Source organism: Paenibacillus stellifer (genome assembly GCF_000758685.1).
Lineage (GTDB): Bacteria > Bacillota > Bacilli > Paenibacillales > Paenibacillaceae > Paenibacillus_AQ > Paenibacillus_AQ stellifer.
Window position 1 is genome coordinate 2,053,328 of record NZ_CP009286.1, and the last position, 23,911, is coordinate 2,077,238.

The 23,911-nt window shown below is 53.3% G+C and carries 35 protein-coding genes; 33 read left to right on the forward strand and 2 right to left on the reverse strand.

Going from position 1 to position 23,911, the window contains the following annotated elements:
- Positions 1–112: 112 nt before the first annotated feature.
- From PSTEL_RS09135 to PSTEL_RS09290, 33 genes are all read left to right on the forward strand, one after another.
- Entirely contained in the window at positions 113–484 is a 372-nt protein-coding gene (locus PSTEL_RS09135; RefSeq protein ID WP_038694744.1) for a nucleoside triphosphate pyrophosphohydrolase family protein, read from the forward strand.
- Positions 481–669 (forward strand): hypothetical protein, encoded by a 189-nt coding sequence (locus PSTEL_RS09140; protein WP_038694745.1) that lies wholly within the window; start codon positions 481–483, stop codon positions 667–669. The genes PSTEL_RS09135 and PSTEL_RS09140 overlap by 4 nt, the downstream gene beginning before the upstream one ends.
- A gap of 105 nt (positions 670–774) precedes the next feature.
- Complete coding sequence (locus tag PSTEL_RS09145; RefSeq protein WP_038694746.1) at positions 775–1,221, forward strand: ArpU family phage packaging/lysis transcriptional regulator; 447 nt, start codon at positions 775–777, stop codon at positions 1,219–1,221.
- Positions 1,222–1,674: 453 nt separating this feature from the next.
- A complete protein-coding gene (locus PSTEL_RS09150; protein ID WP_038694748.1) occupies positions 1,675–1,863 on the forward strand; it encodes a hypothetical protein in 189 nt (62 codons plus the stop codon).
- Positions 1,856–2,215 carry an HNH endonuclease gene (locus PSTEL_RS26880; protein ID WP_038694750.1) on the forward strand — a complete coding sequence of 120 codons (360 nt, stop codon included), beginning with the start codon at positions 1,856–1,858 and terminating at the stop codon, positions 2,213–2,215. The genes PSTEL_RS09150 and PSTEL_RS26880 overlap by 8 nt, the downstream gene beginning before the upstream one ends.
- Before the next feature lie 123 nt (positions 2,216–2,338).
- On the forward strand, positions 2,339–2,833 hold the full coding sequence (locus PSTEL_RS26170; protein ID WP_052098308.1) for a phage terminase small subunit P27 family: 495 nt from the start codon (positions 2,339–2,341) through the stop codon (positions 2,831–2,833).
- Entirely contained in the window at positions 2,817–4,643 is a 1,827-nt protein-coding gene (locus PSTEL_RS09165; protein WP_052098309.1) for a terminase large subunit, read from the forward strand. The genes PSTEL_RS26170 and PSTEL_RS09165 overlap by 17 nt, the downstream gene beginning before the upstream one ends.
- Positions 4,644–4,662: 19 nt before the next feature.
- Positions 4,663–5,937, forward strand: coding sequence for a phage portal protein (locus PSTEL_RS09170; RefSeq protein ID WP_218917579.1), 1,275 nt, complete (start codon positions 4,663–4,665; stop codon positions 5,935–5,937).
- Positions 5,938–6,744, forward strand: a complete 807-nt coding sequence (locus PSTEL_RS09175; RefSeq protein WP_038694752.1) for a head maturation protease, ClpP-related — start codon at positions 5,938–5,940, stop codon at positions 6,742–6,744. It begins immediately after the preceding gene.
- On the forward strand, positions 6,741–7,997 hold the full coding sequence (locus tag PSTEL_RS09180; protein WP_038694754.1) for a phage major capsid protein: 1,257 nt from the start codon (positions 6,741–6,743) through the stop codon (positions 7,995–7,997). The genes PSTEL_RS09175 and PSTEL_RS09180 overlap by 4 nt, the downstream gene beginning before the upstream one ends.
- A 57-nt stretch (positions 7,998–8,054) precedes the next feature.
- The gene (locus PSTEL_RS09185) at positions 8,055–8,483 is read left to right on the forward strand and encodes a hypothetical protein (protein ID WP_038694756.1); all 429 of its coding nucleotides are present in this window, start codon (positions 8,055–8,057) and stop codon (positions 8,481–8,483) included.
- A gap of 12 nt (positions 8,484–8,495) precedes the next feature.
- Positions 8,496–9,029 carry a head-tail connector protein gene (locus PSTEL_RS09190; RefSeq protein ID WP_038694758.1) on the forward strand — a complete coding sequence of 178 codons (534 nt, stop codon included), beginning with the start codon at positions 8,496–8,498 and terminating at the stop codon, positions 9,027–9,029.
- A gap of 13 nt (positions 9,030–9,042) precedes the next feature.
- A complete protein-coding gene (locus tag PSTEL_RS09195; protein WP_038694760.1) occupies positions 9,043–9,531 on the forward strand; it encodes a hypothetical protein in 489 nt (162 codons plus the stop codon).
- The gene (locus PSTEL_RS09200) at positions 9,528–9,872 is read left to right on the forward strand and encodes a hypothetical protein (protein ID WP_038694762.1); all 345 of its coding nucleotides are present in this window, start codon (positions 9,528–9,530) and stop codon (positions 9,870–9,872) included. Before PSTEL_RS09195 ends, PSTEL_RS09200 begins: the two co-directional genes overlap by 4 nt.
- Positions 9,859–10,335, forward strand: a complete 477-nt coding sequence (locus PSTEL_RS09205; RefSeq protein WP_038694764.1) for a phage neck terminator protein — start codon at positions 9,859–9,861, stop codon at positions 10,333–10,335. Before PSTEL_RS09200 ends, PSTEL_RS09205 begins: the two co-directional genes overlap by 14 nt.
- Before the next feature lie 5 nt (positions 10,336–10,340).
- Positions 10,341–11,363: a DUF3383 family protein gene (locus PSTEL_RS09210; protein WP_038694766.1), complete on the forward strand. Its 1,023-nt coding sequence runs from the start codon at positions 10,341–10,343 to the stop codon at positions 11,361–11,363.
- A 13-nt stretch (positions 11,364–11,376) separates the two neighbouring features.
- Complete coding sequence (locus PSTEL_RS09215) at positions 11,377–11,778, forward strand: phage structural protein (protein ID WP_038694768.1); 402 nt, start codon at positions 11,377–11,379, stop codon at positions 11,776–11,778.
- 24 nt (positions 11,779–11,802) lie between these two features.
- Entirely contained in the window at positions 11,803–12,102 is a 300-nt protein-coding gene (locus tag PSTEL_RS09220; RefSeq protein WP_038694770.1) for a hypothetical protein, read from the forward strand.
- A gap of 223 nt (positions 12,103–12,325) precedes the next feature.
- Positions 12,326–14,854 carry a phage tail tape measure protein gene (locus tag PSTEL_RS09230; protein ID WP_038694772.1) on the forward strand — a complete coding sequence of 843 codons (2,529 nt, stop codon included), beginning with the start codon at positions 12,326–12,328 and terminating at the stop codon, positions 14,852–14,854.
- Positions 14,854–15,426, forward strand: a complete 573-nt coding sequence (locus PSTEL_RS09235; RefSeq protein ID WP_038694774.1) for a phage baseplate protein — start codon at positions 14,854–14,856, stop codon at positions 15,424–15,426. Before PSTEL_RS09230 ends, PSTEL_RS09235 begins: the two co-directional genes overlap by 1 nt.
- Before the next feature lie 12 nt (positions 15,427–15,438).
- Complete coding sequence (locus PSTEL_RS27570) at positions 15,439–15,603, forward strand: hypothetical protein (RefSeq protein ID WP_156995831.1); 165 nt, start codon at positions 15,439–15,441, stop codon at positions 15,601–15,603.
- Positions 15,604–15,606: 3 nt separating this feature from the next.
- Entirely contained in the window at positions 15,607–15,942 is a 336-nt protein-coding gene (locus PSTEL_RS09240) for a phage baseplate plug family protein (RefSeq protein ID WP_038694776.1), read from the forward strand.
- Positions 15,932–16,729: a phage protein gene (locus PSTEL_RS09245; RefSeq protein ID WP_038694778.1), complete on the forward strand. Its 798-nt coding sequence runs from the start codon at positions 15,932–15,934 to the stop codon at positions 16,727–16,729. The genes PSTEL_RS09240 and PSTEL_RS09245 overlap by 11 nt, the downstream gene beginning before the upstream one ends.
- Complete coding sequence (locus tag PSTEL_RS09250) at positions 16,726–17,115, forward strand: Gp138 family membrane-puncturing spike protein (protein WP_052098310.1); 390 nt, start codon at positions 16,726–16,728, stop codon at positions 17,113–17,115. The genes PSTEL_RS09245 and PSTEL_RS09250 overlap by 4 nt, the downstream gene beginning before the upstream one ends.
- Entirely contained in the window at positions 17,103–17,468 is a 366-nt protein-coding gene (locus PSTEL_RS09255) for a DUF2634 domain-containing protein (protein WP_038694780.1), read from the forward strand. Before PSTEL_RS09250 ends, PSTEL_RS09255 begins: the two co-directional genes overlap by 13 nt.
- 43 nt (positions 17,469–17,511) lie before the next feature.
- The gene (locus tag PSTEL_RS09260) at positions 17,512–18,633 is read left to right on the forward strand and encodes a baseplate J/gp47 family protein (protein WP_245625116.1); all 1,122 of its coding nucleotides are present in this window, start codon (positions 17,512–17,514) and stop codon (positions 18,631–18,633) included.
- Positions 18,626–19,267 carry a hypothetical protein gene (locus tag PSTEL_RS09265; RefSeq protein ID WP_038694784.1) on the forward strand — a complete coding sequence of 214 codons (642 nt, stop codon included), beginning with the start codon at positions 18,626–18,628 and terminating at the stop codon, positions 19,265–19,267. Before PSTEL_RS09260 ends, PSTEL_RS09265 begins: the two co-directional genes overlap by 8 nt.
- Positions 19,268–19,279: 12 nt before the next feature.
- On the forward strand, positions 19,280–20,818 hold the full coding sequence (locus PSTEL_RS09270) for a complement C1q domain-containing protein (RefSeq protein WP_038694786.1): 1,539 nt from the start codon (positions 19,280–19,282) through the stop codon (positions 20,816–20,818).
- Between the two features lie 14 nt (positions 20,819–20,832).
- Positions 20,833–21,168 (forward strand): XkdW family protein, encoded by a 336-nt coding sequence (locus PSTEL_RS09275; protein WP_052098311.1) that lies wholly within the window; start codon positions 20,833–20,835, stop codon positions 21,166–21,168.
- A complete protein-coding gene (locus PSTEL_RS26885) occupies positions 21,168–21,296 on the forward strand; it encodes an XkdX family protein (RefSeq protein WP_084064901.1) in 129 nt (42 codons plus the stop codon). Before PSTEL_RS09275 ends, PSTEL_RS26885 begins: the two co-directional genes overlap by 1 nt.
- A gap of 57 nt (positions 21,297–21,353) precedes the next feature.
- Complete coding sequence (locus tag PSTEL_RS09280; RefSeq protein WP_245625117.1) at positions 21,354–21,812, forward strand: phage holin family protein; 459 nt, start codon at positions 21,354–21,356, stop codon at positions 21,810–21,812.
- Entirely contained in the window at positions 21,812–22,591 is a 780-nt protein-coding gene (locus PSTEL_RS09285; RefSeq protein WP_052098312.1) for a M15 family metallopeptidase, read from the forward strand. Before PSTEL_RS09280 ends, PSTEL_RS09285 begins: the two co-directional genes overlap by 1 nt.
- A 2-nt stretch (positions 22,592–22,593) precedes the next feature.
- Positions 22,594–22,812, forward strand: coding sequence for a hypothetical protein (locus tag PSTEL_RS09290; protein WP_038694790.1), 219 nt, complete (start codon positions 22,594–22,596; stop codon positions 22,810–22,812).
- Positions 22,813–22,864: 52 nt separating this feature from the next.
- Here PSTEL_RS09290 and PSTEL_RS09295 read toward each other — a convergent pair whose 3' ends face one another.
- The gene (locus PSTEL_RS09295; RefSeq protein ID WP_038694792.1) at positions 22,865–23,287 is read right to left on the reverse strand and encodes a hypothetical protein; all 423 of its coding nucleotides are present in this window, start codon (positions 23,285–23,287) and stop codon (positions 22,865–22,867) included.
- Positions 23,288–23,480: 193 nt separating this feature from the next.
- Complete coding sequence (locus PSTEL_RS09300; protein ID WP_038694794.1) at positions 23,481–23,903, reverse strand: type II toxin-antitoxin system HicB family antitoxin; 423 nt, start codon at positions 23,901–23,903, stop codon at positions 23,481–23,483.
- Positions 23,904–23,911 lie beyond the last annotated feature (8 nt).

The window sequence follows — 23,911 nt, forward strand, 5'->3', positions numbered from 1 at the left end:
TCTACGACAGGCTAAAGGACAAGCCGGCTGACAAGTGGACCAAGGAGATTGAGCTGTTCAGCCGGCTTTGGTACTGGAAACAAAACGATAATCGACCACAGGGAGGATAACCATGAATAAATCCATTAATGATCTGGTAAAGGCAGCACACGAGAACGCCGTCAGCAAAGGCTGGTGGGACGAGGAACGGAGCTTTGGGGAGATTGTCGCTCTGATCCACAGCGAGGCGTCGGAGGCGCTGGAGGATTACCGTAACGGCCACGCACCAACGGATGAATGGTATCAGCACAAGATCGATGGTTACTCTGTTATGCAGCTCACGGACGAATATAAGCCCTGCGGCATCCCGTCCGAACTGGCCGACATCGTGATCCGCGTCATGGACGCCTGCGGGCGGTACGGCATCGACCTGGAACAGGCGATCAGCGAGAAGATGGCATACAACGCTACGCGGCCGCAGCGGCATGGTGGGAAAGTGATATGAACGATTGGCATTTTGCAAATAAGGACCGCGCTTCGGAATTAGCAGCTGGTGGGCAAGGTGAAATTAAGGTATCTCGCCTCTCTCCTGCCGAATTAGAGGAGATCCGCCGGAAGTATCCAGCACCGGCTGTTGATAAGGACAAGACAAGCCGGCCTATTATGTGGGACCGGCATCCTAGAAAGTAAGATCAAAATTCCGGCCGTCTTAGTTCCGCTGGAAACGTCGATAGGTTGTCAAAACCAACAGAAACTATTCCAAAATTATTCCGGAGAGGATGAGGGGCTGATAGCATGAAAGTCCATCAGATGGTAATGGACATATATAAGGTAGACGAGGAGGCGACGCGGGCGGCCGTTGAAAAGTATCTCTTCCAAGCCCGCGAATACAAGGTAACGGAGTACATTCCGGACGAGCCATCCGTCACAGCGAGCCCCGAAGTGCGATATCACGGACCGACCAACGTTACCGGAGACCAAACGGCCACTATCGCCATTCGGGCAGCAGACGAGATGGAGCGCCGACGGCGGCATGTTGAACGAGCAGAACGGGCTGTATCTCGGCTCGGGGAGCGGCAGCGCCGATTGATTCAAGTTCGGTACATGGATGACGATGATGTTCTGGATTACAATGCCGCCGAAGAGTTGGGTTTCAGCGAGAGACATTACCGGCGTATCAAGTCAGTAGCTATTTACCGGCTGGCTTCGACTCTCGGCCTCATCGTGCTTCGGGAAGAGTAATTAAAAAAATCATGTCCGCTTTATGTCCGGAATTTGGCCGCTTTATGGCCGCTTCCTTGCAAATAGACATGATATATTTGTAACGTAGCAAAGATGCAAATACGCCACACCTGCTCACGGGTATATGGGCCTCCGGCTGTGACCGCAGCGGTCGAAGGTGTGGATCGCGGAGGCAAGCCGGCCGCCTCAATAAGTGTCGGTTTAACATGATGTGGTGGCGGAATAGGTAGACGCAATGTAGCGGTGTAGTCAATGGTTGCGGGTGATGCAATACTGAGGCTCCAGCAATACCGGGCACAAACGGGATACCGCGAATATCATCATGCAAGGTGCAGATCCTTGCCCACATCATCATATTCCCAAACGCTTGGGATTTTGCGCTATATAATAGTAGGAAAAATTTGGGTCGCTGAAAAGCGGCTCTTTTTATTTTGTAGGAAAGGGTGAGAAACGATGTTGTCTGATCTAAAGGTCAAGGTGACTATGCCGGATTGGTTCGAAGGATTGATGGAAGGGTTTGAAAAAGCGAAAGAGCAGGGCATGCCTGAAGAATTTGGAGAGCTTGTATCTCAATATATCTCCGAACAAGCGGTAGAGAAAGGATGTGTGAAGTTCGAAATGGACGGCAGTACAGATGCCTAGCAAACCAAAGCGCCCATGCGGACAGCCAGGATGCCCAGAGCTTACAGACAAAGGTTACTGCGACAAGCACCGTAAGGAGCGAGACCGGCGCAGGGGTACAGCTGCAAGCCGTGGGTATGGTCACAAGTGGAAGGTAGCGCGTGACCAATACCTGAAGGAACACCCGCTATGCGTGGAGTGCTTGAAGGTTGGCAAGGTAGAAGCAGCCCGCGCAGTGGATCACATCATCGCTCACAAGGGCGACCCGGTACTGTTCTGGAACCGAAGCAACTGGCAATCGCTCTGCATTCCGTGCCATAGCCTTAAAACTGTACAAAAAGATGGAGGATTTGGCCGGGAAGCCAGGGGGTAGGGGGGTGAAATCTCTAAAAATATTTATTTTAAGAGACCGCCGCCCCCTCTGATGCAAAAAAATGTCCCCGTGCGATTTTTATATAGTGCCTGAAAAATACAATATATGGAAGGGTGATGCCGCATGAACAAGATCATCGCCTTTGATCACATGCGGGTTGGTGCCAAAGGCGGCGGGAAACATTGGACGGAGAAGGAGGTTAAAAGTCGGGAGGCAGCGGCCAAGAAGCTCAAGCGTAAGAAGCGTACAACCATGAAATGTCCGGACTGGATAGGCGAAGAGGCTCGCAAGGTCTGGAACAAGACAGTCAAGGATATGAAGGAATTCGAAATCCTTGACACCGTTGACGAAGAGGTGCTGGCACTCTATTGCGATCTTGTCGCGAAGCTCCGGGAATTGAATTTCCATATCGCAGACAATGGTTATACGGTCAGAAACGCCAAAGGCGAAATCGTCCCTTCAGCCGAAGTAAAAATGGCCCAGACGTATCAACGCCTGGTATTGCAGTACGCCGGCAAGCTCGGTATTACGGCAGAGGCACGGGCACGGCTTGCCAAAAAGATGGCGGATGTAGCCGGCGCAGGAAGCGGAGGGGGAACAGATGACCTCTTCGACTGATTGGGAGGAGTTGCATCCTACTCATCGCTACGCCGCAGAGATCATCACAGGAATTCGACCGAGTTGCGAAATGGAGTACCTGGCCTGCCAACGGCATTTGGCGGATTTGAAGCGCCAGGCGTCGCCCGACTTCCCGTATGTTTTCGATGAGAGCAGAGCCGACAGGGTATTTGATTGGTTTGAAAAATGCTGCCGGCATGTTCGCGGTCCGTTCAGCGGTCAACTCATTGAGCTGCTTCCATTTCAGAAATTCGATCTCGGCGCGGTTTATGGATGGGTTCATATGGAGACCGGACAACGCCGGTTCCGCAAGGCATTCCACCTCCGGGCTCGGGGCAACGTAAAATCAACTGAAATGAGTGGACTGGCGCTGTACGGCATGTGCGCTGACGCGATCTATCCGCCTGGCGAGCCGAGCAAGCGGCAGTATGAACACAGTCCCGAAGTAGATTGCGCTGCCGTAGATAAGGGACAGGCCAAGCGGGTATGGGGCGATGCTCGGGAAATGGGCCTGAACAGCCCGGAGATATCGAAACGGCTGCGGATTAAGCGCGGGTACATCGAACACGAAAGTCGCGGAGGACTCCTGAAACCATTGTCCAAGGATACCAAGAACAAGGACTCCGGCGCCCCTTGCCTCGTTGTAATTGACGAGTATCATGCACATCCGACATCTGAAATCCTTGATGTGTCTTATTCAGGGTTCGGCAAGCGGCTGCAATCTCTCATGCAGATTATCAGCACAGCGGGCAAGGATGCAGAAAATAGCCCGTGCAAGAAGGAGTATGACATCCTGCGCAAGATGATGCGCGGCGAGACGCCGATGCAGGATACGTATTTCGTAATGATTCGTGAGCTTCCGGATGATGCCAATCCTCACGACGAGGAGCTATGGGCGCTACCCAACCCAGTATTGCAGGAGGACAACGCCTACTCTCAGGAGCTTCGGCGGCAAATTAGGACGGAGCATGACGAGGCGTACAACAGCGGTGACCCGGATAAGATCCGGGAATGGCTCATCAAGCGAGTGAATCGTTGGCAGGCCGATAGCGAAAATAAATACATGTCCGGCATCATGGACAAGTGGAAGGCCCTTGCGGCGACGCGGGAGGCCTTTTTGAGTTTGGTTCGTGGCCGTGATACATGGGTTGGACTTGACTTATCGAAACGGGTGGACCTGACGGCGGACGGCAATGTATTCAAGCTGGATGGAGAAACAGAAATTCAGACGGAAAAAGGCGTTATCAAACCCCTGTATGCCGTCACTGCGTATGGATTCATGCCGGAAGAGACAGCGACCAAGCACGAACATTCGGACCGGGTGCCGTATAAGGCTTGGGCCGGTGGTGGGTGGTGCACACTGACTGATGGTGCCGTCACCGATTATCGCTACATTAAGACGCACATCCACGATCTGGAGTTCGACGAAAAGTGGAATATCGTTGAAATCGACTATGACCCGTATAACGCGACGCACTTTGCCCAGGAGATGGACGCAGACGGATACACAACGGTCGAAATCCGGCAGGGTGTGCAGACACTCTCGGAGCCGACCAAGTATTTCCGTGAGCTCATTCTGAAGGGGCTTATCGTCCACGATGGCAGCCCGCTGCTGACCTGGTGCCTATCCAACGCGGTCGAGATTATCGACAACAACGGAAACATCAAGCTGAGCAAAAAGCATAAGGATGACAGCCAGCGCATCGACTTGCTTGCGGCAATCATAAATGCCTTGGCCCGCGCGATGGTCATCGAGCAGCAGCCGAAGAACGTTTACGAAGCGCGTGGCATGCGCAGTCTGTTGGACTGAGAGGGGAGGTGAAGACTAATTGAACATTCTGCAGCGGATGAAGCTGCTGTTTTCGAATGATTTCGAGGCGGCATATCAGCGCTTCCTGATCGGCGATGATGAGGTTAGGATACCTCTCCAAGGCAACGTCAGCACGGCCACGGCGATGAAATACACCGTCGTATTCGCCTGCCTTCGGGTATTGGCCGAAACGGCGGCCAGCGTCCCTATCCTGCTGTACCGAAAAAAGGATGATGGGGGGCGAGAAAGCCGGAACGACCTCGGGATATTTGACGTCTTGCATTACAGACCGAATGAGGAAATGAGCCCGTTCAATTTCAAAGAACAGATGATGATGTCGCTGAATACCGGCGGAAATTCGGTCAGTGAAAAGCTCGTAGACCGAAGAGGCAGCGTAGTCGGACTCTATCCGTATCCTTGTCAAAAGGTCACGATCGATCGCGATCCGGAGACATTGCGGCTCATCTATAAAATATCATCATCCTCTCGGAACGTCGCGAAGACGCTCACGCGGGATACAGCGCTGCATATCCCCGGTCTCAGTCTGGACGGGGTTATTGGTGTTTCGCCACTCACATACGCCTCGTCTGCCATTCAGCTCGGGCAGTCGTACGAACAGTTCGGCGTCCACCTTTATCGCAACGGGGCGTTCCCGTCAGGCGCATTTACCTTTGAAGGCGAGATGTCCGATACTGCATTTGCTCGCTTCAAAGAGGAGATGAAGAAGAACTACCAAGGGCTGAAGAGGACGGGCACTCCGATGATTTTGGAAGGTGGCGGCAAGTTCCAGCCATTCGTGATGACGCCGATGGATGCGCAACTGATCGAAAATAAGAAGTTCCAGCTCCAGGATATCGCCCGGGTCTACCGGGTTCCATTGCATCTTATACAACACCTGGATAACGCGACGTTTTCGAACATCGAGCACCAATCACTGGAGTTCGTGATGTACACGATGCTCCCCTGGTTCAAACGGATCGAAGAGAACATGAATATGCAGCTGCTCACTCCGGCCGAACGTATGGCCGGTTTTTATTTGGAATTCAAGGTCGATGCGCTCCTGCGAGGTGACGCAAAGAGCCGCGCGGAATCGTATGCCATTGGCCGGCAATGGGGCTGGCTTAGTGTCAATGACATCCGGCGCCTCGAAAATATGCCGCCAATACCAAACGGCGACCGATATTTGGAGCCGACGAACATGGTCGAAGCAGGCAAGACAGCCGAAACGACCGCGCAAGCAAAGGCCATATTTGAAGAAATCAAGGCGCTATTCGCCGAGAAAGGAGTTGCTTAAATGCCATTCTGGTCATTCAAGAATGCATCCGAGCCCGATCAAGATGTCGAGCTGCGCATAGAGGGCGAAATCGTCAGCGATGACGACGCTTGGATATACGAGTGGTTCGGGATACCGGCCGCTACGCCGAATGCCTTCCGGCAGGCGCTCGCGGAACATCAGGGCAAAAACATCACGGTTTGGATAGACAGCTGGGGTGGCGACGTCTTCGCAGCTGCTGGCATCTACAACGCCATGAAAGAGCACAAGGGTAAGGTCACGGCCAAGATCGACGGAAAAGCTGTATCCGCCGCCTCTGTGATTGCTATGGCCGCCGACGAAGTGCTCATGAGCCCGGCAAGCATCCTCATGATCCATAATCCCTGGTCCAGTGCAAGCGGTGAGGCAAAGGATATGCGGCATACAGCGGACGTCCTTGACGAAGTCAAGGAAACGATCGTCAACGCCTACCAGACCAAAACAAGCCTCAGCCGCAACAAAATCTCGCGCTTGATGGATGAGGAAACATGGATGAGTGCGCGGAAAGCGATGGCTGACGGATTTGCCGACGGCATGCTGTACGCGCAGGTTGCCCCTGAAGAAGAGCCTGTGCAGAACGCCTATTCGTTTAGCCGTCTGGCAATCGTCAACAGCGCGAACACGGCTATGCAGCGGTTCTTCGAGCAATGGCAGAAGCTTCAGACCAAAAATGAAGCGGCAGTGCCCGAAAAGACAGGAGATTCTCCGGCAAATAGTCGGATGCTCACTATACAACAGCGTGTCTCATTGCGCGAAAAAGTTAATGTACACGGGAGGTACACACGATGAATTTGGAAAAATTGCTGGCAAGACAGAGCGCGCTGCTCGTTGATATGCGGGCTCTGGCGGACAAGGCGACGCTGTCGGATGAAGAAGCAACCAGCTTCGACAACATGGAGAAGGAATACGACTCCAACGAGAAGCAGATCGAACGCCTGCAGAATCTGGCTAGTCGCGAAGCAAAGGACAAGGCTCCGGTGAACAAGCCGGTTGTCGAGGCGATCAACGAGCCTCTTCCGAAGCCTTACAAGAATCTGACCGAGCAGCTTCGGGACATCAAGCTCGCTGCGCAGGGTCAGATTTCGGACAATCTTCGAACGGTCCAGAATGCTATGGGTGGGAATGTGGCTGTCGGCTCTGATGGTGGATTCGCCGTACAGACTGATTTCGCTGGTCTGATGATGGCATCGGCGGCAATGGCCGGTGACATTTTACCCCGTGTAGACTCCTACGAGGTGAAGGATGGATCGAACGCTGTCAAATGGGTCGATATCGAGGAGGAGGACGTAAGCACCTCTGTTTTTGGTGGAGTGCGTGTCTATTGGGCATCGGAAGCCGCGACGGTTGCCAAATCTCAACCGACATTGAAGGAGAAGGAGCTTAAGCTTGAAAAGCTGATGGGGTTTGCATATGCCACGTATGAGCTCGACAGTGATTCCAGCTTCATCGACACCCTGTATACGCGGGCGTTCGAAACGGCGATCACGCGTTCCCTTGAAAGTGCGATTTGCTCGGGCGATGGCATTGGCAAACCTCTCGGCCTCCTGAACAGCCCGGCGCTTGTTGCTGTCGCAAAGGAGGCCGGACAGGGAGCCGGAACGATACTCTGGGAGAATCTCTCCAAGATGTACAACCGTGCCCGTGACAAGTCGAAAGGCGTTTGGCTGATGCACCCGGATTCGCATGAACAACTCGATTTTCTGAGCTTCCCCGTTGGGACTGGCGGCGTTCCGGTATATCTTCCGGCGACGCAGGCGGGTCAACTTGATTCGCTGCGGGGGCGCGCAATCGTCGAGTGCGATCATTGCTCCGCGCTCGGAACCCAAGGCGACATTAACTTCGTCGATTTCTCGCAGTACATGCTGGCCTACAAAGGCGGCGTTGACGCGGCGACATCGATCCACGTTCAGTTCTTGACGGCTGAAAACTGCTTCCGCTTCATCTTCCGTGCAAACGGCATGCCGAAGGTGAGCAAGAAGCTTACGATCAAGAATTCTCCAAATCAGCGCAGTCCGTTTGTTTCGCTGGCGACCAGAGCCTAGTTCAGCGCCGCCCCAGGGCGGACAATACAATCATTTTGGAATTTGGGAGGAATACACATGATCACAAATTTGGCCGAACGTTACCGTTCTCGCGTGTTGCTGGCCGCACAGACTACCGCAGCAGCAGCACAGGCATATCTACCGCCTACCCCTGGTCTGATTAGTCAGACCTACCGCGCGATCGTTACCAAGGGAAACGCCGCAGACCTTACGCTCACATTGCGTTATGCAGATGACGCAGCTGGTGCGAATGCCGCAAACTACCCGGTTGATGTTCCGATTTATATCAACGGTGTCCGTCAAGCGAATGGCAAGACCGCTACAGTGGCCGGGGCCGCTGGCAGCTCGGTTGTGGATTTCTGCATTGACCCGGCAACAATCCCGCAAGGCAAGTTTGTAGGACTCTCTTTTGCCATCAGCAATGCGGCGACACTGCTCGCGGCTGAGTTGATCGAAGATGTCTCATACAGACCGACGCCGTCGTAAGGAAGCACGACAATGCTAACCACGGTAGAACGAGCCCGGACAATGCTCCGGGCTGATCCGTCTGAAGATGAATTCCTCGGGATCTTGATTCCGGCGGCCAGCGCTGCTATCGAGACGTTCTGCAACCGGTCATTTGGGCGAGCTGAATTCACGGAGTGGGTGGATGTCCAGCAAGGCGGGGCGCTGCTGCGAAATTACCCGATTGAAGCGGTGACATCCATCGATGGTGATACAGCCGTTGAGGGATACACCATTGCCAAAGACCGCGGCATGATCAGTAAGCCTGGATGGTTTTGCGAAAGACCTGTCCAGGTAGTCTACACTGCCGGGTATATCCTGCCGAGCGATGCGACCGGCGACGAGGCGGCAACATTGCCGGCCGATATCGAATACGCCTGCGTTCTAATGGTTCAGCAGATACAGCGTGAACCCGGGATTACTTCGGAACGGGTAGGTGATATATCCGTCACCTATGGACAGGCGGACGGCACAATACCGGCTGCCGTTCGGGCGTTGGTTGGCCCGTACCGGAATTTCAACCTGTGAATGAGGTGAGATCATGGCGAGGAGACGAAGGGCAACTAGCGCCCGGGTACAGGTATCCGGCGAAGATAATCTGCAGATCCTTGCGGATCGAATGCGGGCACTTACGGAGAAACGGGTCGCCGTCGGCATCCAGGGTGACGAGGAGCTGGCAGTGATTGCTATCGTCCATGAGTTCGGGAGCGCAGCGAAAGGCATTCCGGAGCGCTCCTTTATCCGGACCGGAAAAATCAAATCCCGGGCGACGCTCAATAAAATCGCCAAGGCTGGCGTGACGGAAATCGCCTACGGCCGCAAGCAACCGAGGCAGCTATATCAGGAAATCGGAGTTGCAGGCCTTGAGAAAACAATCGCCAATTTCGAGAGGATCAAGCAGCCGCCGCTTAGTCCGATCTACGCCAGCCATAAGCAGGGGCGCAAGCTCCTGCAAGCTGATGAGATGCGGTTAAGGGATGCGCTTAACTGGTCTGTTATCGATCGGGCACATAGGGGGCGACGCCGGTGAGGCAATTTAGGTTTGCCGGCGTGGTCCGTAAGTATTTTCGTCCCTATACGCTAGTCCGCGACAACGGTGGTAATTACGTCAAGGGCAAATGGGTGCCAAATGAACCGGAGCGTGTGCAAAGGAGCGGCAGCATCCAGCCTATCAGCGCTAGCCTGCGGGCAACGGAAGGCGGGAATTACACCGAGACCGACCGGATGCTTTACACCACAGCCACGCATACAACGGGCGAAGTGATAGAGTATCTGGATGTACAATATACGGTTAATGAGTCGCCGGAGCGCGATTACAGTGATATTAATCAGTATTTGTTGCGAAAGGTAGTTGCCAATGCTCCCATATGAAGAAATTCGCGTAGCGATTGTCGAGGGGCTTCAGGAGGCGACGGGTGGGCTGGTCATTGAAATGAACGGCGGCGGTAAGATGCCTACCGGGAGTTTCATAACCTACACCATATTCGGCTTTGAACCGGTGGACGGCATGGCAGCCATCACCCAGGATCAAGACAAACGGATCAGGCGGGAGACGGTGACATTTACCGTCTCTTTTAACTGTTATGCGGATGATATTGACGCCGCTATTGTCCTTGCCATGACGGCCAGGGATTGGTTTAAAATGTCGGGCCGGGAGGTTCTGAAAGATACGCTGGATGTAGTCGTGACGGATATCGGTGACATCCAAAACCGGGACCTCAATATCGGCGAGGAATGGGAACGCCGGCAAGGTTTTGACGTCGAATTTCGGGCGACGGACCGGGTAGAATCGCCCCTCAACTGGATTGATACAGCACCAATAACAAAGGAGTGATTATTTTGGCAGGATTGAGTGACGTTACCGTTACAATATCGGTCGCAACGCCGACGCCAATCTTGGGCTTTGGTAAGCCTTTGATTATCGGGACATCGGCGGCGGGCAAGGAGTATAAGTCTTATTCGGACCTGGCCGGCGTAGTAACTGACTATGCGACCGGCACCGAAGAGTATAAGGCCGCGAAAGCGATTTTCGCGCAGAAAAATCCGCCTGCTGAGATCGCCATTGCCCAGCGCAAGACGGGGACGCCGGCGGATACGGTCGAAAGCTTTATGGCAGCCATGCTGCTTAAGGATTGGCATTTTTTGATCCAAACGAGTGCGGCCGTGGCGGACATCACGGATGTGGCCGACATCATCGAGGCGGACAAGTCCCGGCAATATGTGGCCCGATCGGCTACGTTGGCTGACCTGGCGACGATTAAGGCCGAGGGATACGAGCGAACGGCGGTCATCTATCATGAGGACATCGCTAATTATCCGGATGCTGCTTGGGTTGGGGCGGTCGGCAGTCTTGCGGTCGGAAGTGTGACCTGGAAGGATTGGACACTGATCGGCATTGATCCATTGGACCTGACGGCTACGGAGTTGGCGGCCATCCATGCGGCCGGAGCCAATACTTACGTAACCAAGTCGGGATGGAATGTCACCAGCGAGGGCAAGACAGTGTCCGGCTCATATATTGACCTTGTGCATAGCCAGGATTACGTCGTGTTCAGCATCCAAAACGGCGTACAGACATTGTTCGCCAGCGTTCAAAATCAGAACCAGAAGGTCCCGTATGATAATCGGGGCATTGCCATGATTGAAGGCGTTGTCCGCACAGTGCTGCAACGGTCGTTCAAGCAGGGGATGATCGCAGTCGATGACGACGGACAGCCACAGTTTACGACGACCTTTCCCCGGGCGAGTGAAGTGGACCCGGCGGACAAGGCTGCCCGGCGGTATCCGGATGGTAAGTTTTCGTTCGTGCTGGCAGGTGCCATCCATTCGGCGGCTATTACCGGCACGATTACATTTGAGTAAGGAGGAATGAACAGTGGCGGTAGAAGTAAAGACATATGACGCCAATGACGTTACCGTAACCGTAGGTGGTATTTACCTCACAGGATTCAGCGAGGATCTGGTTACGGTCTCAAAAGACGAGGAAGGCGTCTCCACTAAGGTTGGTGCGCAGGGGGATGTTGCCGTAAGCAAGGTGAATAACCCTCTCGGTACGATCAGCGTGACCTTACTTCAGACGAGCCCGCAGGTGGCTTACCTTAACAAGTTGGCGCGTAGCGGCCAGATGGTTCCTGTTTCTGTAATTTATAGTGGAGATCCGAAAGAAGTTAGTACGGCAAACGAGGCAATCGTTAAAAAACCTGCTGACCGCGAATACAGCGCCGAGGTTGGCGACCGTTCTTTTGAGTTTCAATGCCTCGATTTGGACATGAACTGATAATTTGAGAGGAGAAGATAAATCATGGCAACCAGTACTCAGAAAAAGGTAAAGACTAAATCTGGTAAGGAGTATCTCTTGCAGCATCCTGGTGTCCGTAACGTAACCAAGATCAGTGACCGGATTAAGAATAAATTTGGAGTTCCGTCCGATGAGAAGCTGGCAACTGAAATGCTGACGCACGTTATTGTCGATCCGAAGTTGACTATCGACTCGTTTGATTCTTACAAGGAATTAAACGACATCGTTACTCGCGCCTATGCGTTTGTGACCGAAAACGAAGACCTGCTTGATGACGATACGGACGATGTTGACGAAGACTGAGGCAAAACAGCGGGCCAAGGAGAACTGGCGTCAATGGCGCCTGCTGCTTTCTGATATGGGTATCACCTACCGCGACCTAATGGAAATGGACGACGACGACATAGCAGAGGCCAACGCGGCGCTGGATATCCACATCGAGCAGCAGCATAAGGAAATGAATAAGAACAAGAAGTAGCGGCGCCCCTTCCGGGCGTCGCTTTTTGCTGTTCGGAAAGGAGGGAACATGGCAGGCGGAATCGTCGGGTCTCTGATGTATGCGGTCGGGTTTAAGTTTAACAGTAAGGGGTTAGACAAGGCTGACAGCAAGGTTAAAGCGCTGACCAAAGGCGTCATAGGCATGGGTGCTGCTCTGGGAGTTATGGCAATCGGTATTGGCGCGGCGGCGTTAAATTCGGCAGGAAAGTTCGAAACGGCGATGAACCAAATGCAGAACGCTACCGGCATGACGACCGCTCAACTCGAAGAGACGAAGGGCATTGCCAAAGAGCTATATTCCGGCGGCTGGGGCGAGTCATGGGACGATCTGGGGCAGTCGATTGCAAGCGTGAAACAGATTACCGGCATGACAGGTGGAGCGCTGGAAGGGGCGACAAGGAACGCCTTATCGCTGAAAAATGCGTTCGGTTATGAGGTTCCCGAAAGCATTCGGACTGTGGATACGATGATGAAAAACTTCGGCGTTACCTCTGACCAGGCGTTTAACCTCATTGCCCAAGGTAAGCAAAATGGGCTTGATTTCAGTGGCGAGATGCTAGACTCAATCAACGAGTACTCTAATCAGTTTGTCAGCCTCGGATTTAACGCCAACCAGATGTTTGATACACTCGCGGCCGGATCTGCTTCAGGGGCCTTTAACCTGGACAAAGTTGGTGACGCAGTCAAGGAATTCAACCTACGCGCACGGGATATGACCAATAAGACCACGATCCAAGGATTCCAGATGCTCGGGTTGGATGCTAAAAAGATGATTAAGACCTTTGCCAACGGCGGTCCGGAGGCCCAAAAGGCATTCACCCAAGTTGTTCAATCTATCGCCAAGGTTGGGGATGTTACGAAGCAAAACACGGTCGCAACATCTCTATTTGGCACGCAGTTTGAAGACCTTCAGGCGGGCGTAATCACAGCTATGGGGACGGCGCGAAGTCAGTTTGACATGACTAAAAACTCCATGGATAGCCTGAATGCAACGAAGTTTACCTCTATTGGACAGGTGTTTGGATACATCGGCAGGCAAATCGAGGTCGGGATACTCATACCCATTGGGCAAAAGCTAATGCCTTATCTCAATCAGTTTGGACAGTGGATTACATCGCACCAAGGAGAGATCAGCGCTTTTGGCGGATTGATTGCGGATAAGATCGGAACCGGGATCGATTATGTCGTCCAGGGGGTAAAAATAGCCCTGCCGTATATCCAGCAATTCGGTGGACAGTTCGCAGACTATATGCAGACGCTCTGGCCTCAGATCAAGGATGTGGCCGTGCAAATTTATGACGTGGCAAGTGCGATTGTCCAGTGGGCGCCGTTTCTACCCCTCGTCTCCGGCATCACGGCGGCAGTGCTAACCTATAAGGCTATTATGTTTGGGGCAGCATTAGCAACCAACGCCGTGACCTTGGCGCAAAAGATTGCCGGTGCGGCGACCAAAGGATTCGCGGCGGCGCAAGCCGCGCTAAACTTTGTGATGTCGATGAATCCAATCACACTTATCGTCATGGCTCTGGTCGGCCTGGGCGTCGCTTTTTTTGTAGCCTATAAACGGTCGGATAAGTTCCGCGCTTTTATAGATAAGATGTGGTCCGGAATCAAATCCGCGACCATGGCAGTACTCAACTTTTTTAAAGTCACCATCCCCAAGTATTTCATGATTGCATTCAACGCTGTCACAAATTTCCTGAAAAACTGGGGTCTTGTTATTCTGGGGGTGATCGGCGGTCCAATCTTCTTGGCGGCCGCGCTCATCTATAAGTACTGGGACCAAATCAAGGCGGTAACGATCAGGGTATTTACAGCGATTGGATCATGGCTTGGTTCGGTCTGGAGTAGCATAAAGAGCACGGTGTCCGGTGTCGCTGTCGCGATATGGGGGGCGGTGTCCGGTGCCTGGAACAATGTGGTATCTACCACATCAAACCTCATGACACAAGTCTGGAACAAGATCACAAGCATCTGGAACAGCATAGTAAACAGCGTGAAAGCAGCAGGTAGTAATGTGTGGAACGCTGTTAGCGACATGTGGAATCGAGTTACCGGATTCTTCTCTGGCATCAACCTCTTTGACATTGGGGCGAACATCATCAACGGGCTCGTAAACGGGATAAGTTCCAAGGTTGATGCGGTTGTGAGCAAGGTGTCCGAGATCGGGAACGCCATTACCGGCAAGGTGAAAAGCATCCTTGGCATTCATTCGCCTTCTCGGGTCATGATGGAGATGGGCTTCTTTACAGGCGAGGGACTAGCACGAGGCATTGAAAATACGGCTCCGCGTGTCGGGATGGCTACGGGAAGCGTCGCAAGTGCGGCGGTAGATAGCGCCGGCGATGTAGCGAGAAGCTCGTATACTCCTGAAACCTCGCCAGCTCGAGCCTCTTCCGGCGGGTCCGGACCAATAACAGTTAGTCCGTCCATCAGCATAACCGTGGAAGGCAATGCTGACAGCAGCACTGTCTCCAACTTGAAATCGACTATACACAACGAGGTGCTGGAAATCATTATGTCTGCCCTGCGTAGCGCGGGATTGGATGGTGCATAATGGCCAAGATCGATGGTAAGTACATCACAGTAGAGACAGAGGCGCCGGATTATCCGGTAACCGTCACGGAGCAGCCGGTCGAAAAAGGGGTCAACCTCGTAGATCACGTCCAAGCCGGAGCATGGACCATGTCTCTATCTGGTTTGATTGTAGGTCCGGATGCGGACAAGACCCGGGCTTACATCGTCGCAGCCAAGGACAAGGGCAAAGTTGTCCGGTATGTTGGACGCAATAGATTTACCGGGGTTATTACAGCATTTTCAACAAGTCACGATTACACGGTAGCTAATGGCATGACCTTTTCCATGGACCTCCGCGAGGTCCGCATTGCCACGTCATCGTACGTTGCGACATTGCCGGCCCCGGTTAAGGCACAGGCTGCTGCAGTAGCCAATAAGGGCACTCAGCAGCCGAAGAATAAGTCAAAGAGCAAGGGTAAAGGCAAGGGCGGCAAAAAAAAGACGGCCAGCACCAAGAGCAATAAGGCAACCAGTGCCAGCAGCGTAATAAATAAGCCTACCCGCGCTCCGATCAAGCCCGGCAACAAGTGGGGCACCGGTAATCTACAGTGAGGAGTGAGCGAATTGGAAGTTAAGTATGTGGACACAAACGATGCAGCTCGCGAAGTAGTAATGCTGCTGGCGAAGCGTGAAATACCAATTTGTTCGGTTGATGATATTTTCAAGACAGTGCGTGAGATGATTGGATGCCAAAGCGTTACAATCAGCGATCCCTTCACGAAGGATTGAATTATGGATTATATCGAAATCGACAAAGACAGCCTGCCGTATCGGTTTGATATTTCAATCGTGGATGAGCCGTTTACGATGGAGGTCCACTACAATGCTGAGTACGACTTTTTCGCGCTGGACCTGGAGGACGCCGATGGGAACACGTTGGTTGTGGGCGAAAAGCTGGTCTATGGACAATCGCTATTCGTGGACGTTTGGGATTCACGTTTTCCAAAGCTGCCGATCGTCCCGTGGGATGAATCTGAAAAAAGTGATGCAGTAACCTGGAACACGCTGGGCACCAGCGTGTTTTTGTATATCGTGGACGAGGAGGAGGACGAAGACGATGGCTCTTAAGAATTTCGGCCGAGTCGCCGAGGTCATGACGGCCAATATGTCATTTGCTCTCGATAATTACACGATGGAGGGCACTGTACCGTTCGACAGCGATGCCTTGCCGAATGAGTCCGAAATACGGCTCTGGAATCTATCCCAGACGACAATTAACCGGATCGTCAAAAACGCCGTGCTGATGGTCAATGCTGGATACTCCGGAGATGTTGGAACCATCCTCCACGGCCGGATATCGGCGGTGCGCACTAAATGGGAAGGCGTGGACAAGATCACGACAATTAACGTCCTGGACAGCGAGGACCTGTCAGCCAGGGAGATCAAAAAGGAGATCGCCTTTGCCAAGGGCTCGTTAGCCAGCGCCGTCATTAAGCAGCTCGCCGGACTGATCGGGCTGCCCGTTGCACAGATGCAGCTCGCCAAGGATTACCGATACAAGAGCGGTTATAGCGCTAAAGGCGTGATCACGGACATTATTTCCGACGTCGCCAAGGATTGCGGGACATCAGTGTACATCAACCAGGGCAAATTGTACGTCCGGCCGCTCCGGATCGGAGCTGACTCGGTGTTTGAGCTTAACCCGGATACGGGTCTGATCGGCTCTCCGGAGTATTTTGAACAGGATGGCCACAAGGGATATAACTGCTCCGTGCAGTTGCAGCGCCGGATCACAACGGCATCGGTCCTTAAGTTGACCTGCCGGGAGTGGTCCGGCCAGCTGCATGTGCGGAGTGGGACACACAAGTTTTCGAATACCGGAGATTTTTCGACGGAAGTGGAGGCGATTATGTGAGCAAATCAAGCGCGGCCGCGGCTCTCAGCAAACTCTTAACCGCACATGGCGGGCAGCAAGCGGACAATCTTGACGTTGCTATGACTTGCAAGGTGCTGACATTTGACCCGACGACGCTGACGGCCGATGTGCAGCCGCTTGTCCAGACAGGGGATGAGGCCCCGGCTCCGCTGCTAGAAGTCCCAGTAACTGGCCTGCGGGTGCTGTTCGGCGGCGCGGAAACAGTCCTGCGGCCGGCCCTGCATGTCGGGGATACGGTGCTGGTCGTCTGCTGTGATGCGGAGATACAAAATACGCTCTCGGGCCAGGTGGCGGCACCGGACACCGCCCGGCGGCACTCCCGGAATGATGCTGTGATTGTGGGGTTGATGCCATGCTGTCTTTAAAGGTAGACGATACCGGAGATCTGGTATTTTCGGGCGGCGAGCTGCAGATGGTCTCCGGGCCTGAAGAGATTGCGCAGTGCTGCCGAATGGCCATCGGCACCAACAAAGGCGAGTGGTTCCTGGATTTGGATTTCGGCATCGACTTTTCTCGGATCACCGGTAAAGGCGTGACCGAGGAAGATGTCCGGGACGAGCTGACCGAAGGGATATTCCAGGAGCCAAGGGTGCAGACGGTTGACGCGGTTAATGTCGTCTTTGACCGGTCCGCCCGTAAATTTACTGCCGACATCCAGGCGACCGGAGTCAACGGCGATATCATAACCGTGGAAGGAGTGGATCAAATTGTTGGATAGCACAGGTTTTAAAAGGCCACGATTTGATGATCTTCTGGCCGCCATGGAGGATAAGGCCAAGGAATCATTTGGCGACACGGTTAATACCTCTGCGCGGTCGCCGCTCGGTATTCTGCTTCGGATCTTCGCGTGGTTTTTGTCGCTCGTCTGGAGCAATTCAGAGGACGTGTACAATAGCGGGTATATCGGAACGGCCACAGGCAACAATCTGGACCGGCTTGGCCCACAGGTCGGCATCAGTCGGGCGCTGGCACAATGGGCTACTGGCAACGTCACACTGACCGGAACGGCGGGATACACAGTCCCAGCAGGATTCCGGGTGGCAACTGGCTCCGGTTTGACTTACCAGACGATGGCTGATGTTGTGCTGACAGGCGGCTCCGGGTCGGTAGCCGTTGAGGCGTTGGAGTCGGGCACCGGCAGCAATGTTGCAGCCTGGACTATAACGATCATCGTTAACCCTAACCCGGACGTTACAGCCGTAACCAACGCCGCGCCGGTGACGGGCGGCCGGGAAAAGGAGACGGACGCCGAGTTTCGCAGCCGGTTTGAGCTTTCTACCGCCGGCGGCGGGGCGGCGTCCGTGGATGCCCTGCGCAGCGCCCTGTTGCGGCTGACCGGCGTCCGGGCTGCGACGGTGATCGAAAACACTAGCCTGACTACAGACAGCACAGGACGGCCGGGAAAGTCATTTGAGGCATATGTCCTTGGCGGGGATGACCAGACCATTGCTGACGCGATTTTTGCAACCAAATCGGCAGGCGTTGAGGCCCATGGCGACATCACAGTGATGGTTGATGACCTGGCGGGCGAGCCTCATACCGTCAAATTTTCGCGGGCGGCAGAGGTGGGCATACGCATCACGGTTGATGTTACCAAAGGTGATGAGTACCCGGCAGACGGCGATGCGCAGGTGCAGTCAGCGTTAATCCGATACGTCGGTGGGTCAGACGCTGCCGGAGCCTATTACAACGGCCTCAACATGGGGTCTGACGTGATCTACACCAAACTGATTAGCGCTGTATACAGCGTCGCAGGCGTAGAGGACATAACACTGACCGTTGGTAAGGTCGTGGGCGGCCTTGGGTCGGCAAATGTCGATATTGAGCCTTACGAAGTGGCGCAGGCCGTCGCGGCCAATGTCGAGGTGACTAGCTATGTTTAGCGTTAAGGACATGCTCCGGCGCTTCGCCGACACCTACAACAAGGACCCCAACAGTAATCTGGGCAAGCTGATTTCCATCCTGCATGAGCAACTGGCTGCGGTCGGCGAGACGTTGGAGACAGTGCGTGATTGGCGCAGCATCGACTCGGCGGCGGGGACGACCCTGGATAAGATCGGGACTAACATCGTTCAGCCGCGCGGCGCAGCGACGGACGAGGTATACCGGGTGCTGTTAAAGAGTAAGATCGCCCGAAACCTCTCCAAGACGGACGTTAACACGATCATTCAGGTTCTTGCCTTGGCCTTGGATTGTGACTACAGCGATATACGGATACAAGAGAAATTTGACGATTTAGAGGACCCGGAGCCTGCGGCAATCAATCTTATCCGAGTCCCAACTAAGCGGCTGAATGAGGTGGGCATGTCGCCGTTTCAGTTCGCCAGGATCGTACAAAAGACGGTTGCTGCCGGCGTCCGAGTGGCGCTGATCGAGCTGGCCGGAACATTTACCTTGTCCTCTCAGTACGACGTACTTGAGACAAGCCCGCTGGGTTTGGCGGATGTTGACATGACAACGGGCGGCACACTCGGAGAGGTGTATATTCCGGGTGATGATTACCCATTGCCCATCTAAGGAGTGATAAAATTGCCTGATTTTAGCGAAGAACTGCCGGAATGGACGGCTGAAGGGATTGAGCCTCCCGAAAGCAAAAAATCGACAGGCTGGCAGGTTGATGATCATCCACCTGCAGGGTGGCTCAATTGGTTATTTAACCGGATATACACGACGATCGTAGAGATCCGCAGCGTATTTTCCGCTCACAAAGCTGATACGACCGCTCACGTTACTGTTGCCGAGCGGTCTACCTGGAACGCCAAGGAGACAACAGCCGGTGCACAGGCAAAGGCTGATGCGGCCCAAAGTGCCGCGATTTCCGCAGCTGCTGCAGATGCGACTACTAAAGCTAATGCCGCCGCAGTTGCTTCGATCCCTCTGACCCAAAAAGGTGCGGCCTCCGGCGTAGCGTCTCTGGATGCCTCCACCAAACTCCCGGCAGGTCAGCTGCCTATCAGCGCCGTACAGGCGACCACAGCGGACGTAACCTACTACGTCCGGACGGAGGGCAACGACAGTAACAACGGGCTTGCCAATACAGCGGCAGGAGCGTTTAAGACGATCGCGAAGGCATTGGCGATGATACCGCAGACCATCAGTCACAATGTTACCGTAAATGTTGCAGCAGGGACTTACGCCGAAGATGTCAATGTATATGGATTCCGCTGCTCCTCGGCTGGGCAATTGACCATCCAAGGAGATACGGTGATATCTACAAGCCGTAATGTCTTGTCCATCACCTTCCGCAACTGCCATGGCCGCGTGGAGGTCGCTGGATTTACAGCGACAACGACGACGGGCACCCCTTTCGCATCTTATTATTCTAGCGGAGGGATCATGACCAATGTCCAGTCTACAGCGGCAAATAGTAATGTTGCCGGAATAGATGTGGCAGTAGGAGATTTACGTGTACTCGGCGCGGTCATTAGCAATAAAGCCTACTATGCAACGGTAAACAGCACGGCTCGCCTGTTCATTCGTAATGCGTCCGGGTCAGGAAATAACTACGGGATCTACTCGTATATTGGTGGCGATGTCAGTAAAGGGACTGGGATAACGTATACTTCTACTAATGGAGACGCGGTAGGCGAAGGTGGTTTAATTACTCCAGTAGGCGGCGTCCTCAATCCATGGGGAGATAATACAACAAGCTCCAGACCTTTCGTTTCTGCCAGCCATACTGCGCAGCAAACAATAAGTTCGGCCAACTCTTGGCTAAGAGTTATTTGTGGCGCTGAATCGAATGACAATTTAGGCAATTATGACCCATCAACAGGACTATTCAACTGCCCAACAGCTGGGATGTATCTAGTTATTGCGGCTGTCGAAGTGACAAACGCAGTTGCGGGGGATGAACTTAAGCTTGCGATAGGTTCAGATGCTGCTGTTTTACTTAATGCAGACCATCAAAGACCGGGGTCATCGGGATACCAGCAGTTAACCGGTTCTGCAATAATTGTAGTTGCTGCAAATGCTAAATTAGCCATGTGGGTAACATCGAGTCGGAGCGGAACAACAACAAATCCAGACGGATATTACACGTATATGCAAGTTATAAAAATAGCATAAAAGGAGGAAAGAACGTGGACCTGTATTTTGCGATAAAACATCTCTATCCATCTTCCCGGGTGGATAAAGATTTTGTGCTACTTGATAAGTCGGATGGAAACGGCCCATATATCGCCGTCTGGAACCTGGAAGACCCGCAGCCGACCGAAGCCGAGCTTGCGGCAGCCTGGGAATCGTACCTGGAGGCTGAAGCCAGCAAGCCGCCGGACCCACCGAGTGAGACGGAGCAGCTGCGGATGGATAATGCCGCTCTGCTGCTGGAGCTGGTACAGGTGCAGGCCCGGCAGGATCAGGCAGATGCAGACAACGCCGCTCTGCTGCTGATGCTTGCGGAAGGAGGTGTGGTCTGATGGACTGGTATGCGACGATCAAACGCTATTATGACGCCGGGTATTATTCGCCGGCACAGGTTCAGGTGTTTGTCACAGCACGAAAAATAACGGCCGAACAGGCTGTAGAAATCACCAGCGCCGCATAGGCGCATTTTTTATGCCCTCGGATCCCCGGGGGCTGTTTATTTGAGGGAGGGTCCCTAGTGACTAAATCACAGATCGCAGCATCATCGGTTGGTGCAATAGTTGTACCGATATTCAATTTCTTGTACGGAGAGGAAGAAGCCGTTATTACCGTCATGGCAGCACTTTTATTCTTTGTAGTAATGGACTGGCTTGCTGGAATTCGGGCAGCGAAGAAGGATAATACGTACGCCAGCAAGTACGGCCTTGACGGAGTGTTTCGGACATTCTTTATCCTCTTGTTACCGGCAGGTGGGCATTTATTGGATGGAGCCTTTGGACTGCCAGGCGTGATTTTTGGCGTTCTGGTTTTCGGGACGCTTTACCATGTGCTTCAAAGCGTGGTGGCTAATGCAATTCGCGCAGGTTGGGGGGACTGGCTCCCGCTGTCTGCCTTGGACTGGCTGCTGAAATGGGCGGGGAGTGAATTGGATAAAAAGATCAAGCGAGCGGCTTCGCGGCAGGGGGATGGCGAGTGATGCTGACACTGGAGCAAGTAAAGGCTAAGTCTGCAGCTCATCTGTCAGGGTTGCAGCCGGTTATTAAAGACGCGGCCACGGCGCTAATCGAATTTGCTTATGCCCACGGTGTGCCGATCATGATCACACAGGGGTTGCGAACAATCGCGGAGCAAGACAGCTTGTATGCGCAGGGCCGAACAAAGCCCGGGCAGATCGTGACCAACGCTAAAGGCGGATACAGCTATCATAATTTCGGTGTGGCCATTGACTTCGCATTGCTCTTGCCCGACGGTTCGGTGTCATGGGATACGAAGCGCGACGGAGACGGTGACGGCGTAGCAGACTGGTCGGAGGTTGTAGCGGATGCCAAGCGGCTCGGCTGGGAGTGGGGCGGGGATTGGACGAGTTTTAAGGACCTGCCTCATTTTCAAATGGATTTCGGTCTGAGTACCGCTGACTACCGCGCCGGCAAGCGTCCGACGCAGGCGCAGCTCAGTACTGTTGTCGCTCGGGTTGCGAAACTACAAGGAGAGGAAGAGGAAGCTATGACAGCAGATGAGAAGAAGGAATTTGAGGAACTGAAGGTAGCTGTGAAAGAGCGTGACGGCCGTATTGCGGCCCTGGAGGCTCGTTTGAACATCGACGGCAAGCAGACCTATGCCGGCGGATATGATGATGCAATCAAGGCAGCCAAGGCGGCCGGAGCGATCAAGACAAGCGCCGACAAGTCCAAGCTGGAACTGAACATGATTCAGATGCTTTACAACCTGGGATTGTTTAATAAGGAGGCCAAGTAATCATGAATAAGGTGAACTGGAAGTCGAAGCTGGGTAGCCGGAAGTTCTGGGCGCTGATCGCAGGGGTAGCGACATCCATCCTTGCAGCTGGTGGAGCAGGAGATGATACGACACTCAAGGTTACGGGTATTATCGGGGCTGTTGGGTCCTGTGTAGTGTACATGCTCGCAGAGGCATATACGGATGGTAAGGCGTCTGGATCGGACGATACTGCCGAGTAAATTCCCAAACGCTTGGGAATATAAAAACCCCGCCACACCGGCGGGGTTGGATTTACAGTTCGTCCATTACTTTTTTATATTTATCAAACTGCTCTTGCTCCATATCCCCACTCATTTGCAATAATACATTTCCCTTTACATAAGTGTGTGAAAAAAGCATAGCAGATGATTTTCCAAGTTCATCATAGTAAGATTTCAACTCTTCGAGGTCAGAAGTTTTTTTGAAAACAAAAACTCTCCCGCCTGCATCTTCTCCAAGAGAAGGAACCAAAATCCTTTTCCCTTCCTCAAACTTCATTGGAGCCATCCCCATAGTCTTGTTGGTGATGTCAGTGGCATTTTCCGCTTCTAAGCCAGCTGCTTTGAATTTCGCAATAACATCGTCAAGAGATACCGAACTAGCGGAATTGTTACTTGAACATCCGCTAAAAATGAATACGGCCACAATAAGAAAAACTCCGAATCTTTTAAACAAATGAAATCCCCCTAAAATGATATTCTATGAGTCCATTTTAGCAGGAATGGGTATTTTTTACTATAATATATCAAAGAACAATCTATATAAAGGCCAGCCCGGCCGGGCCAAATCGTAGCGGGTTCCCGCGACTCAGCCCCCAAAATTGGGGAGTGAGTTTCGGCCGGTTCCCATCCGGCCATCATCAGGCGGGTTAGACGCGTTCTCTGTCAATTCCGAGGTTACGCTTCAATCCTTCTTGTAGGACCTGGCTGAAATTGAGGTGCTGGCGTTCCGCTTCGTCATTGAGCCACTTTGGAACCGTCAGTGTCTTCTTCACGGCTTTGGACTCCATAGCGTCACGAACGGTAGGCATATACACCCGGACCTCAAAGGCAGCTTCTCCGGCGTCTGCTTGAGCCAAGGCAATGTCTAGTGGCGACGGATCGGGAATTGCATCCCCATCTTGCTCCATCACGTATAGGAATCCCTCCAGCGCTTCACGCGCGGCAGCGTGCGCCTCCTCGGCCGTATCAGCAGCCGTCAGGCAGCCGGGCAGATCCGGAAAGCGCACAGAGATTCCTTCCTCTGCTGTATCAAGCAACGCCCAGAACCGATATACGTCTTTTTTACTCATCTATGGTT